The 18,117-nt window shown below is 57.8% G+C and carries 16 protein-coding genes and 1 pseudogene; 5 read left to right on the top strand and 12 right to left on the bottom strand.

The genetic code is table 11. The features are described from left to right. Positions 1–68: 68 nt before the first annotated feature. Positions 69–230 (bottom strand): annotated as a pseudogene (locus ABD903_RS23265) (transposase); the annotation flags it as partial. A 274-nt stretch (positions 231–504) separates the two neighbouring features. On the opposite strand from ABD903_RS23265, the gene ABD903_RS11920 reads away from it, so the two are divergent. Both ABD903_RS11920 and ABD903_RS11915 read left to right on the top strand, forming a co-directional pair. Further along, complete coding sequence (locus ABD903_RS11920; RefSeq protein WP_345224483.1) at positions 505–1,896, top strand: amidohydrolase family protein; 1,392 nt, start codon at positions 505–507, stop codon at positions 1,894–1,896. Between the two features lie 270 nt (positions 1,897–2,166). Continuing rightward, entirely contained in the window at positions 2,167–2,817 is a 651-nt protein-coding gene (locus tag ABD903_RS11915) for a double zinc ribbon domain-containing protein (RefSeq protein ID WP_345224481.1), read from the top strand. A 66-nt stretch (positions 2,818–2,883) separates the two neighbouring features. On the opposite strand, the gene ABD903_RS11910 is transcribed toward ABD903_RS11915, so the two are convergent. Beyond that, positions 2,884–3,576 carry a DUF481 domain-containing protein gene (locus ABD903_RS11910; protein WP_345224479.1) on the bottom strand — a complete coding sequence of 231 codons (693 nt, stop codon included), beginning with the start codon at positions 3,574–3,576 and terminating at the stop codon, positions 2,884–2,886. Between the two features lie 157 nt (positions 3,577–3,733). Between ABD903_RS11910 and ABD903_RS11905 the strand changes: the two genes are divergently transcribed. Then, positions 3,734–4,030, top strand: coding sequence for an HPF/RaiA family ribosome-associated protein (locus tag ABD903_RS11905; RefSeq protein ID WP_345224477.1), 297 nt, complete (start codon positions 3,734–3,736; stop codon positions 4,028–4,030). 82 nt (positions 4,031–4,112) lie between these two features. Here the strand turns inward: ABD903_RS11905 and ABD903_RS11900 are convergent, their stop codons facing one another. From ABD903_RS11900 to ABD903_RS11860, 9 genes are all read right to left on the bottom strand, one after another. Continuing rightward, positions 4,113–5,069 (bottom strand): transketolase family protein, encoded by a 957-nt coding sequence (locus tag ABD903_RS11900; protein WP_345224475.1) that lies wholly within the window; start codon positions 5,067–5,069, stop codon positions 4,113–4,115. A gap of 30 nt (positions 5,070–5,099) precedes the next feature. Next, positions 5,100–5,960, bottom strand: coding sequence for a phytanoyl-CoA dioxygenase family protein (locus tag ABD903_RS11895; protein WP_345224473.1), 861 nt, complete (start codon positions 5,958–5,960; stop codon positions 5,100–5,102). Beyond that, positions 5,957–7,318: a vWA domain-containing protein gene (locus tag ABD903_RS11890; protein ID WP_345224471.1), complete on the bottom strand. Its 1,362-nt coding sequence runs from the start codon at positions 7,316–7,318 to the stop codon at positions 5,957–5,959. Before ABD903_RS11890 ends, ABD903_RS11895 begins: the two co-directional genes overlap by 4 nt. 351 nt (positions 7,319–7,669) lie before the next feature. Next, positions 7,670–8,563 carry a transketolase gene (locus tag ABD903_RS11885; RefSeq protein ID WP_345224470.1) on the bottom strand — a complete coding sequence of 298 codons (894 nt, stop codon included), beginning with the start codon at positions 8,561–8,563 and terminating at the stop codon, positions 7,670–7,672. 126 nt (positions 8,564–8,689) lie between these two features. Further along, on the bottom strand, positions 8,690–9,139 hold the full coding sequence (bcp, locus tag ABD903_RS11880) for a thioredoxin-dependent thiol peroxidase (protein ID WP_345224674.1): 450 nt from the start codon (positions 9,137–9,139) through the stop codon (positions 8,690–8,692). A gap of 166 nt (positions 9,140–9,305) precedes the next feature. Further along, positions 9,306–9,872: a lipocalin family protein gene (locus ABD903_RS11875; protein WP_345224468.1), complete on the bottom strand. Its 567-nt coding sequence runs from the start codon at positions 9,870–9,872 to the stop codon at positions 9,306–9,308. 78 nt (positions 9,873–9,950) lie between these two features. Then, on the bottom strand, positions 9,951–12,527 hold the full coding sequence (locus ABD903_RS11870) for an endonuclease (RefSeq protein ID WP_345224466.1): 2,577 nt from the start codon (positions 12,525–12,527) through the stop codon (positions 9,951–9,953). A gap of 221 nt (positions 12,528–12,748) precedes the next feature. After that, positions 12,749–14,821, bottom strand: coding sequence for a M23 family metallopeptidase (locus tag ABD903_RS11865; protein ID WP_345224464.1), 2,073 nt, complete (start codon positions 14,819–14,821; stop codon positions 12,749–12,751). Between the two features lie 57 nt (positions 14,822–14,878). After that, the gene (locus tag ABD903_RS11860) at positions 14,879–15,493 is read right to left on the bottom strand and encodes a fumarylacetoacetate hydrolase family protein (protein WP_345224462.1); all 615 of its coding nucleotides are present in this window, start codon (positions 15,491–15,493) and stop codon (positions 14,879–14,881) included. Positions 15,494–15,747: 254 nt separating this feature from the next. Between ABD903_RS11860 and ABD903_RS11855 the strand changes: the two genes are divergently transcribed. Further along, positions 15,748–16,545, top strand: a complete 798-nt coding sequence (locus ABD903_RS11855; protein WP_345224460.1) for a M48 family metallopeptidase — start codon at positions 15,748–15,750, stop codon at positions 16,543–16,545. A gap of 36 nt (positions 16,546–16,581) precedes the next feature. Beyond that, positions 16,582–17,145 carry a hypothetical protein gene (locus ABD903_RS11850; protein ID WP_345224458.1) on the top strand — a complete coding sequence of 188 codons (564 nt, stop codon included), beginning with the start codon at positions 16,582–16,584 and terminating at the stop codon, positions 17,143–17,145. 153 nt (positions 17,146–17,298) lie between these two features. Here the strand turns inward: ABD903_RS11850 and ABD903_RS11845 are convergent, their stop codons facing one another. Continuing rightward, positions 17,299–17,997 (bottom strand): alpha/beta fold hydrolase, encoded by a 699-nt coding sequence (locus ABD903_RS11845; protein ID WP_345224456.1) that lies wholly within the window; start codon positions 17,995–17,997, stop codon positions 17,299–17,301. Positions 17,998–18,117: the final 120 nt, after the last annotated feature.

Genomic DNA, 18,117 nt, shown 5'->3' with positions numbered 1-18,117 from the left:
GCCGGCGTCGGGGCGCCCCCGTGCCGGATGCGGTCGTCTTGCGTCAGGGCCCGGTTCAGGCGCGGCAGCGTGCCGTCTTGCTGCCAACGGCGGTAGTAATAGTGCACCGCCGTCCACGTCGGGAAACCGGCCGGCAGGCCGCGCCACCGGCAACCCGTGCGGCAGATGTAGCGCAAGGCATTGACGACCTGGCGCAAGCACAGGCGCCGTTTGCGTGGCCCCGCAGCCACGGGCGCTTACCTTGCCACTGCGCGTCCGTGAGCGGTTGGAAGCACTCAACCTTATTGATAAGGCCTGGACAACCCTATTCACCTCACGTGCTCGTTTTTGTGTTCCCCTCAATCCCCAACACGCTCTATGTAGCGACAATGTAGTCGACGTAGTTAGATTGTCATTACCAACCTCTGTACACTAAGGGGAGGTGCTAATTCGCGCAGGCCCAGAGTAGCGCTAATGCAGATGTTAACGGTAACTAGTCGCACAGCATAAAAACTTAAGACGCTTATGAAGTACTTGTTCATGTTGCTATTGCCCTTGCAACTCTTTGCCCAACAACGTCCGATAGTTTTTAAGAATCTGACGATAATAGATGTGAAAAAAGGTACAGCATTAAAAAACCGACACTTACTCATTGTAGGCCAGCGAATAAAAAAGATAAGTACAAAGTCTATAACCCATCCTGAGGCTGTGGTAATAGATGCCACTGGGAAGTTTATGATGCCAGGCTTATGCGACTTTAATGCAGAAGTTTTAAATTATGAATATGCAGGTGCCCCCGCGTTTAATTTATTACTTGCCAACGGAGTTACTTCCGTACGTGACTTGAAGCCAACACAAACGCTGAAGGAAATATTTGCTTTTAGATATAACCTGATAAAAGAAAATAGCCTTGCACCCAGAATATATCTGTCGGGTAAAACACTAATAGACCGTATTCCGTTTCAATCGGAAAACATGGCAAAATCTCTGTTGGTTAACTCTATAGTTGAGGCAGAGCACGCAGTTGATTCAATGATTTTTTATGGAGCAGATGTAATTGATATACGGACTATATTAAACCGGTCTATTTTGCAAGCTATTACGAATAGAGCTCATCAAAAAGGGATAAAAGTGCTTGCACGTTTTTCAGGTGACTGGATCCAAGCCTCAGAGGATGGAGTCGATGGTTTTACACATCCATCCGACCTGTGGCGGGTAGCTTCAAAAGGAAGAAAAAAGCTCTTTCAGTTCTCAGAAGCGGATAGTATGCGCTTTGTTTCAGTACCTGAATTTTATAACCGTGTTCTACCATCCTTAGGTGCAGTAGATACTGCTTACTTCTATACTCTTGTAAATACGCTAAAAAATAACAACACCTGGATCTGCACTAATTTTGCTGGTCACATGCCTTCAAAGGTAAAATTTGAAATAGGGGATTCTTCAAGAAACCAGTTCCGATTACCTGCCCAAAAAAAGCAGCTTGCCCTCATGCAGCAGGAAATGAGCCAAATATCAGCTGCAAGGTCAAAAGCAGCCTCGCCACAAGTATACTTTGCTCTGCAAGGAAGCAAAAGAGGTGTGCCGCTTCTTGCAGGAACCCAATTTGAAGACATAGGCACACCGGGGATGTCGTTACACGATGAGCTTTATTGGTTCGTTGAAGGTGGCTTATCACCCGCAGAAGCATTGCGTACTGCTACAATTAATCCAGCAACTTTTTTGAAGAAACATAAGGATTTGGGGACAGTAGAAGAACGCAAGCTTGCAGATCTGGTTTTGCTGGATGCAAATCCATTAGAGAATATTTCCAACACAAGAAAAATAAATATGGTTGTTGTAAATGGAAGACTATTGAAACGCAATGATTTGGATAGTTTATTGATAGAAGCAAGAGAAAAGGCGAGAAAAAGTAAATAATCATTGTAGTAAATTATTTTTATGCACTAACGACTTTGAAAATGGATTTAAACAAAAATATGGTTAATGGTATTATTTGCAATGGTATACTTTATAACGGTAAATATTATTGCTGCATATAGTTTAACAATGTTAGGTGATAATTAATTTAGAAATTGTAATCATGCGTGTTATTAGGTCTGCATGCTGATTTGCCTCACATCTATGTGCTATTGCGCCTAGAAGCGGCAGAATGTGATATTTACACCCAAATTCATCTGCCCAACTACCGTGAGCAACCTGATCCAGTTCGTAGCTAACCACGACGACCTCTCCACCGACAAAGGCTTTCAGTTTAAGTTTTACTGCGACAAATGCCGCAACGGCCACATGTCGCGGTTTCAGCCGAATGCCGTGGGCATTGCCAGCGAGTTGGTGCGTGCGGCCGGCAGCTTGTTCGGCGGTTACTTTTCGCAGGCCGGTAACGCGGCCTACCACGTGCAGCGCGCTATTGGTGGCAAAGCCCACGACGAAGCCCTGGAAAAAGCCGTGGCTGAGGGCAAGCAGCACTTTAACCAGTGCAACCGCTGCGGCCAGTGGGTGTGCCCCGATGTGTGCTGGAACAGCAAAGCCGGCCTCTGCGAAACCTGCGCCCCCGACGAGCACGAGGAACTGGCCGCTCAGCAAGCCCAGGCCGCTCGAGAGCAGATTCAGGAGAAGACCCGGGCCCAGGACTACACCACGGCGCTGGATTTTACTAACCGCGCCGGCATTGTGCAGTGCAAAAGCTGCAATGCCAAGCTGAATCCTAGCCAGAAATTCTGCCCCGAGTGCGGCACCCCAAACGCGGTAGCACAGGCCAAAGACAAGTTCTGCGTGGATTGCGGCGTAGCCATGAAACCCGAACAACGCTTTTGCGCCGACTGCGGCAGTAAACAGTAATTGCCAGCAGAGGCCCTATGGATCCGCCGCCTGGTTGCCGTTGTGCAGCCGGGCGGCGGTTTGCGTTTACTTGGTGTTGGTGTAAGAAAGCCCTACCGTTAGGTTGTAGTTGTCGGGGTTTTTGCCGGCCAGCACCCGGCTTTCGTGGGTGTAGTTGCTGGTGAAGTTCACCGCGAGGCGGCGCGTAAGGCGCAGGGCCAACGTGGTGAGCTGGCTCACGCGGAAGTCCGATACGGTGGGCAGGGCAGGTTGGTAGAAGGTGTTGGCACTCAGGGTAAACAGCCGGTGTGTGTAGAACAGCTTCAGACGCAAGGAGCTGCGCGTAACCACACGTTGGCTGCCGTCGGTGAAGTACGTGGCTTCTCGAATGAGCAAATTGCTCAGGGCTATTTCGCGCTGGCCCAACGAATCGGTGTACAAGGCCCAGCCGGGGCCCGCGCCCACCTGCACGCGGTAATCGATGCCGCGCAGGTTGCTGCGCTCGTAACCGCCCAGGCCATACGCCCGAAACCGGCCTTTCCAGTAATACGGCGTGGCATTAAACGTCAGTTCCCGTTCTTTCAGTCGGCGTTCTTGCTTGCCGAACGTGAACGTACCCGTGAGCGGAAGGCCGAAATGCAGCCCCCGCGACACGTTGAGCGCATGCGAAGTAGTTAGCAGCGTGCGGTACACCCCGCCAGCCGAAAGGGCGCCCGTAAGCTGGCCCGTGTAGTGTAGTACCGTGGAATCGGGGCGCTGAGCGTGGGCTTGTTGAGACAACAGCAGAACCAGGCCCGCAACGCCTAGCAGCGCTGTTCGGAGGCCAGCGGCAGAGGTGCGCCAAAAACCGATGCCGGTTGTTCCCGTACGTAAAAATACCCGCAGGCCGCACGCAGTTGCGTAACGTGGCTGCTTCACCTTCTCATTCCCAAGACCGATGCAGTACAATATCGATAACATCAAAGTGGATTTGCAGACCGTGGGCTTTTCTGAAAGCCCCGCGCTGGTAAACCAGGTAGAAACCGAACTCCGTCGCGTAATGCGCTTTCGGCAGGACATAGTAGCCGCCGACGTGTACCTGCGCGAAGAAGGCACGAACCCCGAAAACAACAAAACCGTGCGCTGGCGCCTGGGCATTCCCGGCAAGGATTTGTTTGCCGAAGGAGCGGGCCCTTCCTGGACCGCCGGCCTGCGCGACGCCAGCGAAAAGCTGCGCCGCCAGTTCGTTGACTAGCCCCAAGCGTACATACTTCCCAAGAAAACGGCCGGCACTTCCTGAGACAGGAGGCGCCGGCCGTTTACATTAAGCGAAGCAGTTACTTCCGACGCGCCATTACCGCTTCCACGGCTTTCACAATGGCGGCTTCGTTCAGGCCGTATTTCTCCATCAGCTGGTCGGGCGTGCCGCTTTCGCCGAATGAGTCGTCGATGGCTACCATTTCCAGGGGCAAGGGTTCGTGGCGGGCCAGCAACTGGGCCACCGAGTCGCCGAGGCCGCCGTTCATCTGGTGCTCTTCGGCCGTTACCACGCAGCGGGTTTTGCGGGCCGAAGCGAGGATGGCCTCGGCGTCAAGCGGCTTGATGGTGTGGATGTTGATGATTTCAGCATTAATGCCTTTCTCTTCCAGCAGTTTGCCGGCCAAAATAGCCTTCCACACCAAATGGCCGGTGGCGAAAATGCTCACGTCGGTGCCTTCGTTCAACATCACAGCCTTGCCGATTTCGAACTTCTGGTCCGCAGCAGTGAAGTTGGGCACTACCGGGCGGCCAAAGCGCAGGTACACCGGGCCCTCGTAATCTGCAATGGCAATGGTGGCGGCTTTGGTTTGGTTGAAGTCGCAGGGGTTAATGACGCACATGTGGGGCAGCATCTTCATCATGCCCACGTCTTCCAGAATTTGGTGCGTAGCGCCGTCTTCGCCCAGCGTAACGCCGGCGTGCGAAGCGCAGATCTTCACGTTTTTGCCCGAGTAAGCAATGCTCTGCCGAATTTGGTCGTACACGCGGCCGGTGCTGAAGTTGGCGAAGGTGCCCGTGAAGGGAATTTTACCGCCAATGGTCATGCCCGCAGCCATGCCCATCATGTTGGCTTCGGCAATGCCCACCTGGAAGAAACGCTCGGGGAAATCCTTTTTAAAGGCGTCCATTTTGAGCGAGCCGGTTAGGTCGGCACACAGTGCTACCACGTTGGGGTTGGTTTTGCCCAGCTCGTGCAAGCCGGCGCCGAAACCCGAACGGGTATCTTTCGATTCGGTGTAAGGGAAATCTTTCATGTATGAAATGGAGAGAGTTTTCGAGGAGGACTAGCCGGAAAAGGCGCTTTCCAGCGCGGGCAGTGCTTCGCGCCAGCGCAAACCGGCCGGAAGAGTTAAAGAAGAAAATTCGAGGTGAATCACGCGGCGCGGGCGAGCATCGGTGCTGCGGTGTGAGGCGTGCAGCGTTAGCGGTTTCATGAGCATTACGCCACCAGCTGGTGCGTCGCAAACCACCGCGCCGGGTGTGTATGCCGACAGCTCAGTGGCTGGAATGGCGCCGTGCAAATGCGAACCGGGCACTGCCCGCAGGGCACCGTTGCCGGCGTCGCAGGCATCGAGGTGAATGCGCAGGGTGCAAATGTTTTCGAGGTACTCGCGCGTAGGCTGCACGTTTACTCCTTCGGGCCGGGCGTTCCAAGGGCCAAAACCCGGCACGTCGGCGCGGCGGTCAACGGCCACCATCAAGTCCTGATGCCAGGCCACCACCCAATTCGACTGAGGCGGCTTATCGAAATAGATAGCCTTAACCAAGTGGTACGGAGCCGGCAGCAACGCGTGTAGCAGATCGGTAAAACGACGGTTCCAAATCAATGGCAGAAGCTCGGGCACCTCCTGCATTAAGTTGCGAATGGCAAACAGGTCGGTGGTGCGCCGGAAGTTGCCGCCTTGGCTTTCGGCCTGCTCGATGGCGGCGAGCATAGCACTGATTTCGGAAGCGGTATAAACGGTTTCAACTACTGTAAACCCGTCTTCCTGATAACGCTGCAGGTTTTTATTAGTGCTACCGAGTTCAATACCACCAGATTGCGCGGACGACACAACCACCCCAGCCTCAGCCAAAAGCTGTGGCGTCCGCTCCTCGTCTGAGGAAGAAGATTTGTTTTGGAAGAAGGCGTGAAGCTGGCTCATTTCCCGAAAATGCTGACGGACGTGGTCTGACCGCTCCGAATGGTGAACGGGCGCACATCGGTGAACTGGCTGCCGGTGGCGGTGGCGGTGCGGAAAACCAAACGGTAAGTGCCCGGCTGCATGGGCAGGTTGATTTTGCTGCTGCCGCCTTCGGGCATTGTGTACACCCAGGTTTGCGAGTCGTCTTGGTTGAGGCGGTAAATACTGCCGTAGCCTTTCAGGTCGCTGATGATGTTGAGCGTGCCGGGGGCATCATACGTTACCACCGTTTCCTGGCCTTGTTTGATGCTGATGCGGCGCACGATGCGCGGCAGCGTCAGAATCTCCACTTCGTAATTGCCGGCCAGCAGCTTTTGCTTGGCCCCGAAACCGCGGGCCACCACGGTGACCGGATTGCCCTGGGCGCGCACCACCGCCTGCACCGTGCCGTAGGGGTTGGGCGTAAGCTGCGGGTTTTGCAGGTTAAGCGTGCCCTGCGGCGTTTTGTAGGTAAGCACGTTGGCCCGGCCCGGCTTAATAGGCAGGTTGGCCTGCCGCACCGGGGGCACGGTGTTAATCACGAGGTCGTAGCTCTGCAGCGCGTCCACATCCAGCACGTCGGCTTGGCCTTTGGCGTCGCGGTAGTGCACGTAATTATACTCCACCTGCTCGGTCACGTTGTTGATGAACGACATGTTCACGTTCGACTCTACCGGCCGGCCGTTCTCATCCGTTAGGTTTACCGCTACCGTGGTTTTGGCCAGGGTTTGGTTAATGACGTCGTTAAGAATGGTGCGGAAAGTCTTAACGTCGGCCGCGTTGTAATACTGACCCAGGCATTCCAGCTGCTTGCCGAACTCCCGCTCGGCCCCGATGCCGATAACGAACGGCTTCAGGAACACGTGCTTGCGCTGCAAGGCCACAGCCGTAGCGCATGGGTCGCCCTTGCACGACTCCAAACCGTCGGTAATCAGAATGAGCACGTTACGCGCCGTCTTATCGGCCGGAAAGTCCCCGGCCGACTGCAGCAGCGAGTAGGTAATGGGCGTGTTGCCCTGCGGCTTTAGGGTACCCAGTTTCTGCTTGATGGCCGCCGCGTTTTTACGCGCAAACGCCACTTCCAGCTTGGAATCCTCGCAATTGTTCTCGGTATTCGGGTGCTGATGACCGTAGGCCCGCAAGCCCAACTCCAGGTTGGGGTAGGCGTTCAGCGAATCAACCATTTTGGCCAGCAGGTTCTTGGCTACGTTCCAGCGCGGCTGCCCTTCCCACGGCGCATTCATGGAGCCCGAAGCATCGAGCAGAAACAGAATGCGCGTGGTGCGGGGCTTGTCGGTAGTGGTTTGCTGGGCACGCAACTGCCCATTGATAGCCAGCAAGGCTATCAACACTCCGCAAACCTTCGACCACGCGCATCTCATTTATTCGGTTGCTTCGGATTGTTGAGCAGCTTCAGCAGGACTCGCAGATTCAGCTATGATTAACATGGCTGCTATACCCACGAGAAAAGTGCCGACGATTGTGGCCCATTTTACACTCGGTGACTTATTTACTGTTGCTTGGCCAATACCCATTCCGGTAAGGCAAGTTATAAGGGCAGTAATTAGGCTAGGCACAAAGCCATAGATGTCCTTGACGGGGAGGAAAATTATTGCTGGCAAAATTGTAGCTACAACTCCTGGGTAGAATTGAGGCTCCAGCAATTTCAGTAAGGACTCCTTCATCCACGCCTAGTAGTCGGAGTTTTTCTCCACTTCCAGTTGCTGCAGAGCCTTCTCAAGCTGCTCGTCGTTCGGGGCCACGCCGTGCCATTTGTGGCTGCCCATCATGTAATCTACGCCGAAGCCCATTTGGGTGTCCATCAGCACCATTACCGGCTTGCCCTGGCCGCGCAACGATTGGGCTTCTTCAATAGCTGGCAGCAGGGTTTCGAACTGGTTGCCGTCGGCTTCCAATACTCTCCAGCCAAATGCCTCGAACTTGGCGCGCAGGTCGCCCAAGCCACCGATTTCGTCGGTCGAGCCGTCGATCTGCTGACCGTTGCGGTCCACAAAGGCAATGATGTTATCAAGCTTGTGGTGAGCGGCGTACATGGCGGCTTCCCACACCTGGCCTTCTTCCAGTTCTCCGTCGCCCATCAGCACATAAACGGTGCGGTCGTCGTTGTTCAGGCGCTTGGCTTCGGCGGCACCGGCGGCTACGCTCAGGCCCTGGCCCAACGAGCCCGAGGCAATGCGTACGCCCGGCAGGCCTTCGTGGGTGGCGGGGTGGCCCTGCAAGCGCGAGTTCAGTTTGCGGAAGGTGCTCAGCTCACTTACCGGGAAGTAACCCGAGCGGGCCAGTACCGAGTAGAAAACCGGCGAAATGTGGCCGTTCGAGAGGAAAAACAGGTCCTGGTCGGTGCCGTTCATGTCGAAGGGCGCCGGCGTGTGCTTCATCACCTTGAAGTACAGAGCCACCAGCAAATCGGTGCAGCCGAGCGAGCCGCCGGGGTGGCCGGAATTCACGGCGTGTACCATGCGCACGATGTCGCGGCGGACCTGCGAGGCAATTTGCTTGAGTTCGGCTACCGACTCGATTGCGGGGGCCTGCTTGGCCTCAACGGGTTGGGAGTAATGATGCATATGAAGAAAAAAGGAGTTGCGAGAGAAGGGCCGACCGAAGCCAGCCGGGGTAAAATTCGGTATTCGGGGCGGGGCCACCAAAACCAAAACCGGCGGGCCTAAAACAGGACCGCCGGCAGGATGAAGCTATTTTAACAGCTGGGCCGCGTGTTCCTTGGTATCGGGTCGCTTGATAACGCGCTCTATTTTGCCGTCGGCGTCGATGAGAAACGTGGTGCGAACGGTGCCCCAGTAGGTTTTGCCGTAGTTTTTCTTTTCCTGCCACACGCCGTAAGCTTCCACCAGTTTGCGTTCGGGGTCGGCGAGCAGGGAAAAGGGCAGCTCGTATTTCTGGGCGAAGCGCTGGTGCGAGGCCACGTCGTCGGTGCTCACGCCGAGCACGGTTACGCCAGCGGCTTTCAGCTGGGCCTCGTTGTCGCGCAGGGAACAGGCCTGGGCGGTGCAGCCGGGCGTGTCGTCTTTGGGGTAGAAGTAGAGGGCTACGCGCTGGCCGCGCAGGTCGGCCAGACGAATGGAGTGGCCGTGTTGGTCGAGGGCTTCAAAATTGGGGGCGGCGTCGCCGGGTTGCAGCGTAATCATGGCGGCAAGTTACGGCCTTGCCCGAAAGTAACAGGCGTGCAGCGCCCCAAAACCGATCGGTATGGTTTCCGAAAAACCGGTAGGCGCATGACCGTGCGTTTTAGCTCGTGCGCGTCAGGCATTGCTAAAACGCAGTCTAAAAAGTATAATGCTTCACCATTCGCTACGTCAACGGTCCGGCGGGCTGATCGGTGTAAATGAGTTTATCGACCGGAAAGCCTTTTCCCTGAGCCATAGTAACAAGGGTGCGGCGGGTGGATAAGGGCATGTGCGGCGTTCGGCTCAATATCCAAAGGCCTTTGCGGTCGGGTGAGCCTACGAGGGCAAACTGGTATTCGGGGTCGAGGGCCAGGATCCAGTAGTCGCCCTCGAAGGGCCACTGGAACTGGACTTTTAGCTTGGCATTCGTCTGAGGGTCCACAGCCCGAGCTACGCCGCGTGCCTTTTTCACGGGACCGTGTATCTCGCCTTTGTGGCAGGTATTAATTACCTCCAGGCGGCCGTCGGCCAAGGGGCGATACTCAGCCGTAACGTAATGGCAGCCCTTTTCGAAGTATTGCGGCAGGCGGGCTATTTCGTACCACAGTCCCGCATAGCGCGACAAGTTTACGTGGTGAACCGTGGCCAGCGGCGCACGGCGCTGGCTGTAGGCGTATGCGGCGCCACCGGCGGCTACGGCCGCAAGAAGGGCGCCAACGAGAACTGGACGGCGGGTTTTGGGCGTTTGCATGGCGGGTGTGGTAGTGCATAAGTGTGTACGTACCCCAGCTACCCGCGTTTGCGTTTACGAGTTAAGTAGTGGCAGTTCTTACGGCTTCAGGACGCGAATGTGCTGCAACTGCCCGCTAAATTCAGCTTTTAGGTAAAGAGTACCAGAAGGCGAGCGAGCCAGCACGGCATTCAGCCAGCTTGTGGCAGCCGCAGGGTCTTCAGACCCATGATGAGCTGCCACCAGTTGCCCGTGGGCGGTATACAGGCTTAATGTAACGGCGCCTTCGGTTGGAAGCCCTAGCAGCGTAACCACTCCGTTAACCGGATTGGGATAGAGTTGCAGGGCCGCAGCCGCACCACCAGCAACATACTGGGGCTGCGAGAGGTGAACCTGACCGTTCAGATCAAGCTGACGTAGGCGGTAATAAGCCGCTCCGGCGAAGGCATCGTGCCAGCGGTAGGTGCGGAGCTGGGTACCGCTGGAGCCCGGCAGCAGCTCAGATGCCGCCTTGTAATGGCGGCCATCCACGGATTTCTCGACCACGAAGCCCGCGTTTTGCTGCTCCTCTGCTGTTTGCCAGGTTACGGCGACTCGCTGGGGTTGCTCCCGGCGAACCAGGAAACTGGTTAGCACCACCGGCAGCGGGCCCGTGCGGCATTCGTTGGCGGTGTGGGCACCCAGGTCGGTGTAAACGTTAGCGCCCGCCGCTTCCCAAGTGGCGCTGGCGCGGGTCCAGTCGGTGCTGCCCTGCCTGATGTAAGCGGCACGGCGTAAAGTGAAATCGGCGGTAGAGCCGCCGGACACCGTCCAGCCGGTGCCGGGGTCGGTGCCAGGCACGCCAATTACATCAATGGCTTGCCCGTTGTAGGCCAGCACCAGGGCGTCGTCGCCGTTGAAATTGGTGACGCCGGAAATAGCATCGCCTTGGTCGAGGAAGTTTTGGTCGGTCGATTGGTTGTTGATGACGACGTAGACTTCGCGCCCGCCCAGCGTACCGGTCAGGTTTAAGGTGGAGGTGGCGAGGGTGGCCCCGTTAGCAAATAGCTGCACCCGGTAGCCCGCCAGATTCACGGGCTCGTCGGAGGGGTTATAGATTTCCACGGCCTTGTTGCTGCCGCTCGTCGACTCTATGTATTCGGAGAAATACAGCCCGCCGCAGCTGAGGGCGCCCCCGCCGCTGGCCACGTCGTCGTTGCGAATGGTAAGGGTGTGGGTGCTTGCCGAACCCACCATGGCTCCGCCGCCGCTGGGGGTACCCAGGCGCAGGCGGAGCACTTCATCGGGCTCCACGGTGGCGTCGCCGAGTACCGTTAAAGTGAAGGTACGGCTGGTAGCGCCCGCGCTAAAGCTGAGGGAGGTGTTGCTGAGGGTGTAATCGGCGGCGTCGGCGGTGGTGTTGGTGGCGTCTACTTCAACCGGTACGGTTACGGTAGTGGCAGCAGCGGGCGTTAGGTTTACAGTTACGGTATAGCTGGTTGAGCCCGTGTTGCCTTCGTCCCGGGTGCCGCTGGCCGTGGCAAAAGCCAGGGTGGGTGTGGTCGTGGAAGCATCATCGTTGGCAATCGACAAGTCGTGGATTGCAGGGGAGCCAAGCGTAGCCGGACCGGTAAGGCCCTGCAGGCGCAGGCGCAGCACTTCGTTGGGCTCCACGGTGGCGTCGCCGAGTACCGTTACGGTAACGCTTTGCGAGGTGGGCAGCGCCGGGCCGAAGCTCAGGGTTTGCGGCGAGGAGAAGGTGTAATCGGAGCCGGCGGTGGCCGTGGAGCCGGTAGCATCCACGGCTACCTCAACCGTTACGTCCGCGGTGGGCGCGGCACTCATGGTCACCGTGAACGTGTAGGTGGAGGTGCCGGTGTTGCCTTCGGCCTGGGTGCCCGAGGCGGCGGCAAACTGCACGGTAGGCGTGCCGCTACCCACAAACCCCCAGGCGCGGGCCACGAGGGAGGGGTCGTTGATGTAGGGGTTGTAGTTGCCCTGGCTGGCAGCGGCGCGGCGGTTGCGCTCCTGCTCGCGGGCGTCCACGGGGTCCTGCAGGTGCCACTGGTAGAGCGTGGCCGGGTCGCCAACGGCCGAAAGCACGCCCTTGCCGGCGTCGAACGTCTGGCCGGCATGCACGGTGTAGAAGTAAAACACGGCCCGGGCCAGGTTGCCCTTGTGGTCTTCGCGCGGCTCGAACTGCGTGTTCGTGTCTTCGCTGTATTCCGCAATGTTGGCCGTGGGAACCGTCGTCTGGCTGCCGAGCAGGCGAATCCACTTGGTTGTTTGCGCATCCGGAATTTCCGCGAACGGGTCGGAGCCTCGGTCCGAGTTCCACTGGATAACCGTCGGGAACAGGTGGTGAATGTCGGAACGCATGCGCTCCACTTCGTTGAACCACGACTGCGGCACGGTATGCTCGCAGTTGATATTCTGCATGGTGGTGCTCGTGGAGGAAAAGCTCAACGGCCGCGCTTCCTCGTAGCCCGAGTACACGCACTGCACCCGGCTCTGGTCGTTGTCGACGTAGTTGTACATCTTGGCCCGGGCCGCCGAGTAGCTCAGCACGGTGCGTTTGCCGTCGTACCAGTTTTGCCGCAGCCAGTCGCGCAGGGCCTGGTCCTGAAGATTGGTGGGCGGGGCTGCCGGCACCGCCGGGAACGTTTGGGCTGAAGCCTGGCCAAGCCACAGAAGCAAGGACAGAAGGGCAAGTAGAGGTCGAAAATACATAGGGCGGAAAAGGGCCCTAAATTTCCACCTATTTATTCGAATATAGTAGCTTGCTTACTGGATGATTCTGGGGATTTATAGCATTGTTATTTAGTAGGTTACTTGATTTCCTGGATGAAGGTTTGGGCTTCAGCCCAGAGCTATAGAGTAGGCGCAAGGAGGGGCAAGTGCAACGGACGGCGCTGGTGCTACAGCGTGAACTGTAGCACCTTTTCGTTGCCGGCCTGGTCGGTTATGCGCAGGGTGGCGGGGCCGCGCAGGGCCGGTCCCAGGGTGTCCTGCCGCTCGGTAAACAAGGTGGAGTTCTTGTGCTCGAAGCGCAGGCGCCGCCACTGGCCATTTACCGTTAGGGCGTAGCTAGCCAGGCCGGAAAGGTTGTCGCCTACTTTAAACACGAGGCCGTTCGCGCCTTTGCTGATCAGGCGCGCCGAGGGCGGAATGGTATCGGTAAGAATGCGGTATTGGCCGAAAATGCGGGTGGCAAAGCTGATGGTTTCGCCTTCCCATTTATTGCCCTGCCAGATTTTGGCGTTTCCGCGCACCATGTACACCGCCGAGCGGGCTTTGTCGACCACCGGCACCGGCGGCTTCAGGGTAACACGCAGGGCTTCCTGAATAGGCGTACGTGCGTTCTGTATAGTCCAGAGGCCGTCTTTATAGGCGGTTTGCAAGTACAGCGTGTCGAAAACCGTGCGCGGGCTAAACGTCAGGCTCATAAACTGATTGGCAAACAGCTGCTCGATGCCGGCCGGAATGGCTACTTGTCGGTCGAAACGCTGGGCTTTCTTCAGGCCGGGGAAACGCAAGGAGTCGGGCAGGCCGGCGCGCAGGTCGTAGAGGTAAATGCTGCGCGATTGGTCGGTGTAGCTGGGTTTGAGCTGCAGCTGGCGCGTGTCGCGGAGCAGCGTGAGGTTAGGCGCTTGCTTGGCCGTGTCGTCTACGGTTACGCGCAGAATGTTGCGCAGCACGTCGTAGCGCAGGGTGGGGCGAGCAACGGCGGCGCTACGCGTTTGCCAATAATCGGCCGTTACACCGCGCAACACCATGCGCAGGGGCGTGGTGTTGCCGTACGAATCGGCGAGGCGCATTTCCACGGTGTACACCTGCCCCGGCTCTACGCGCAGCTTGCCTTTCGAAGGGCCGGTGCGGTAAATGGGCAGGGTGTTGCCCTCATCCACCCACAGTTTTTCCATGGTGCGGCCGCCCGACATCATGTACTCGTAATCGACGTGGTGGTTTACCTGGCGCGACTCAGCGGGAAAGCCGATGCCGTCGATGACGTGCGAGAAAAGCGGCTTGCCGTTCACGGTTATGTCGATGCGCTGCAGGCCGTTCTTGTTCCAGGCGTTGTCGAATCGGTCGAAGGCTTGCAACAGCAGGCCCACAGTACCGCTGGCCGGAATGGTATCGGCCACGGTAAACCCCGTGGCGGGCGTTCCGGTGGGCGTAAACAAGCGTTTTTCGAATCGGCCCTGCACGCGGCCGTCAATGCTGAGGGGCTCCACGGCCACCATCACGGCGGTGGGCGGCACGTGGTCCTGAATTTCGGCAAAACCACCCCACCGCAGCGGGTTCAGCTGGTTATCCTTGGCGTCGCGCACTTCCCAGTGCAGGTGCGGGCCCGCTGAACCGCCCGTGTTGCCCGATAAAGCTACTATTTCGCCCTTGGTCACGGGGAACTGCCCCGGTTGAAAGAACAGCTCCAGCTCGTAGGTCTGCTTTTCGTACTGGCGCTTCAGTAGCTCGGCCGCCACCGGGCCCTTAAAGTGGTTGAGGTGGGCGTACACCGTGGTCAGGCCGTTCGGGTGCGTGATGTACAGCACGTTGCCGTAGCCAAACGACGACTGCTTAATTCGGGAAATGTAGCCTTCGGCCGAGGCGTACACCGGGCGGTCCACTCCGCCGTCGGTTTTGATATCGAGGCCGCCGTGGAAGTGGTTTGGGCGCAGCTCGCCCATGCTGGCCGCCAGCAAATTGGGCTTTCCGGGCTTAATCGGGAACAGAAAATAGCCGCGCAGGCTGCTGTCGGGCGGGGTGGTTTGGGCCGCGGCCGGCTTCGCGGAAGCGGGGCGTTCCGCTTTTGGCGCGTTGGTGGAGCAAGCGGGCGGCAACGAGGCCGAAAGCAAAAGCAGCAAGGCGGGCAGCGCCAGCAGCCAGGTTTTAAACGAACGATTCAACAACACAGTGCAACGGGGAGGAGTGGGCAGGAGGTAAAACGCCGTAACCACCAAGCAGCGGCCGTTGGGCAGCGGCCAGCGCATCAGGGTTTAGCAGGCAGTAGAAAGCCGTGTTGGCTGGGGTGAGGCAGCCGACACGGCCTATTTTACGTGTAAATCGAGCAGCTTCTCGTTTTCGAGGTAGCCTTCCAGCCGGTCGCCCACCCGAATGGGACCCACGCCGCTGGGCGTGCCGGTGAAAATCAGGTCGCCCATTTTCAGGGTGATGAAGCGCGACACGTAGCTGATAATTTTGCTGAAATCGTGGAGCATCAGGCCCGAATTGCCCTGCTGGCGCGTTTCGCCGTTCACGTCGAGCCGGAAGTTGATGTTCTTCAGATCGGCAAACTCGCTCACGTCTTTAAACGTGTTAGAGAGTGGGGCCGAGCCGTCGAAGCCCTTGGCTAGTTCCCAGGGCAAACCTTTGCTTTTGAGCTTGCTTTGCAGGTCGCGGGCCGTTAAATCCAGCCCCAGCCCAATGGCATCGAAGTAAGTATGGGCAAACTTTTCCTCGATGTGGCGGCCGTTCTTGCTCACGCGCAGCACCAGCTCCACTTCGTGGTGAATGTCCTGGGTAAAATCGGGGTAAAAAAACGGTTGGTTGCGCTGCAGCAGCGCCGTGTCGGGCTTCAGGAAGATGACGGGCTCGTCGGGAACTTCGTTTTTCAGCTCGGCAATGTGCTCGGCATAGTTGCGGCCGATGCAGAGAATCTTCATAGCGAAACGGGGTCGGAGGAAGGTCGGGAAAGCGGCAATACGACCGATGCAAACAAAAGTACACGATTCGGCACAGGCGGGAAACCGCGCCGAAGGTTGCCGCTGCTTACGCAAAAGATCCGCGCCTGTTAGCGTCGCACAACACTTTCGGGGGCCGCAGTCGTATACGAAGCATGCCGCCGGTTGCACGGAGGGGCAGTTAAGCTCGGCTGTACGCGCAGCAGTGCTTTCTTTTCCATCAACGCACCACCCTTATGTTCAAGAAAATCATGCTGGCTGTGGCGCTGTCAACGGCCGTTGGCTGCTCCACGGTGCCCATTACCGGCCGCCGACAGTTAAGTTTGGTTTCGGATGCCGAAATAAACGCCTTGGCCGCACAGCAGTACCAGGAAGTTATCAGCAAGAGCCGCTTGTCGACCAACTCCACCCAAACCGCCATGGTGCGGCGCGTGGGCCAGCGCATCCAAAGCGCGGTGGAAACCTACTTCCGTCAGCAAAACCAGCAAGGTCAGCTCGACGGGTACGCCTGGGAGTTTAACCTGATTGAAGACGACGCCCAGCAAAACGCCTGGGCCATGCCCGGCGGCAAAACGGCGGTGTACACCGGCATCTTGCCCATAACCGCCGATGAGAACGGCCTGGCCGTGGTAATGGGCCACGAAATTGCCCACGCCGTAGCCAAACACGGCAACGAACGCATGAGCCAGGGTTTGGTACAACAGCTTGGCGGACAGGCTTTGTCGGCGGCGCTGGCCACCAACTCCGCTACCACGCAGCAAGTGGCATTACAGGCATTTGGCGTTGGCTCCTCGTTGGGGCTACTGCGCTACGGGCGCAACCAGGAAAGCGAAGCCGACCGGCTGGGCCTGATATTTATGGCTATTGCCGGCTACGACCCCAACGGCGCCGTATCCTTCTGGCAGCGCATGGCCGGCCGCGAAAACGGCGCTTCGCCCCCCGAATTTCTCTCTACGCACCCCTCAAACGAAACCCGCATCGGCGACATTCAGCGCATGTTGCCCGAGGCGCAGAAATATTACACAGCCCGCTAACGAATGCACTTTTCTCCTTCCATACTCCTCCGTTCCATGTCACTTCGGGCTCGTTTACTTCTGGCCACGGGCCTACTTGTGGTTTTGGGTGCCTGCGAAACCTCCAAACAGGGCTTCCCCGAAGTCAGTAACCCCACCACCGACAGCGAAGAGAGTATCGGCCGGCTGGATTCGCCCAGTCACTTGGTAGCCGAAGTGTCCGAGGGCAAAGTGCAGTACAGCGTCTCGCGCGAGCAGCTGATCAAGAATTTCACCCGCCAGTTTAACGACGGCACTGTGGTGGATAAAGCCTTGGTGCGCAAAGTGCAGGGCAACGCCAAAGAAAAGCCAGTGTATTACCTGGTGGGTTTGGGGCTGCGCAACGGCCGGTTTCGGGCCATGGCCATGCCGCTGCAGCTTTCCACCGACAACAGCCTGTACCTGACTTCGGCAGCCGAACGCTACGTTATCGAAAGCAGCGGTTGCCAGTTCTGCTTTTTTAACTTCGAGGGCAGCCAGATAGTGGGTACCAGCTGCGAAGAAAGCGGCGGCGGCGCCAGCTGCGACCTGAGCGTACAACAGAACAATACCTTCTTCCCGACCAGCAATTCCCGCAAATGAACCGCACCTGGATCTGGCGACTCGCCCTTACCGCCGCAGCGCTGCTTCTGGTTTCTGACCGGCGGCGGCCGGCTCCGCCTTTGCCATCGGATAAGAAATAGAAGGGCCCACCAGTTTGGTGGGCCCTACTTATATACAACACGCCTGTTCCGCCTATGAATTAGCGGCAATAAACTGGGCAGTCCGGTCCGCTAAGTCACGGATATTGGCGCGGTCGAGTGGGTGGGGTGTGGCGGGCAGCACCTCGAAGCTGCCATTCACGAGGTAAAGCGCGAACTGACGCGAATCTTCCACGCCGGCCGTTTTGTCCAGTTCGCCCACCAGTACCTGCACGGGCACCGTGAGCTGCGACAAATTCAACTCGTGCAGGGCAGGAGCGTTTCCTAAATCCTGCATCATTTGAGCGGTGGCCGTTACCACTCCTTGCCAGGGGGCAGGCGCGTGCAAGCGGGCCAGCTGCTCGGCAAACTGAGGTACTTTGGCCTGCAATTTCTCCGGGTTCAGCATTTGGGCTTCGGCCGCCGCGCCCTCTGGCGACCAGTCGAACTTGGTGCCCAGCGTGGTAATGGAGCGAAACACCTGCGGCTGTTCGGTAGCTGCCAGCAGTGCGGCGTAGCCGCCCATGCTGTAACCGAATACGTGCACCTCAGTCAAGCTCTTTGCCGCAATGAACTGGTTGATTTCCTGAGCGAAGTGCCTCATGGTAAACTCACCAGGAATCAGTTCGCGGCCACCGTGCCCGCTGAAGTTGAGCGTTTGCACTGTAAAGTGAGGAGCCAGTAAATCGGCCAGCGGCTGCAGTTGCTGCGCCGAGCCCAGCGCGCCGTGCAGGAGAAGAAGAGCAGGTTTCATGGCCTTAAAAGTAGTGACTTGCCCGAACCCACCACTGTCCTACACAGACCGACAAAGCATGTGCCACCAGTGGGGGGCCGGAATGTTAGAAACCGAAGGGCGTTGCCGGCGAAGGCATGT

The sequence above is a fragment of the Hymenobacter koreensis genome, from assembly GCF_039541855.1.
GTDB classification, from domain to species: domain Bacteria; phylum Bacteroidota; class Bacteroidia; order Cytophagales; family Hymenobacteraceae; genus Solirubrum; species Solirubrum koreensis.
This window is presented reverse-complemented; position numbering and strand designations above follow the sequence as displayed.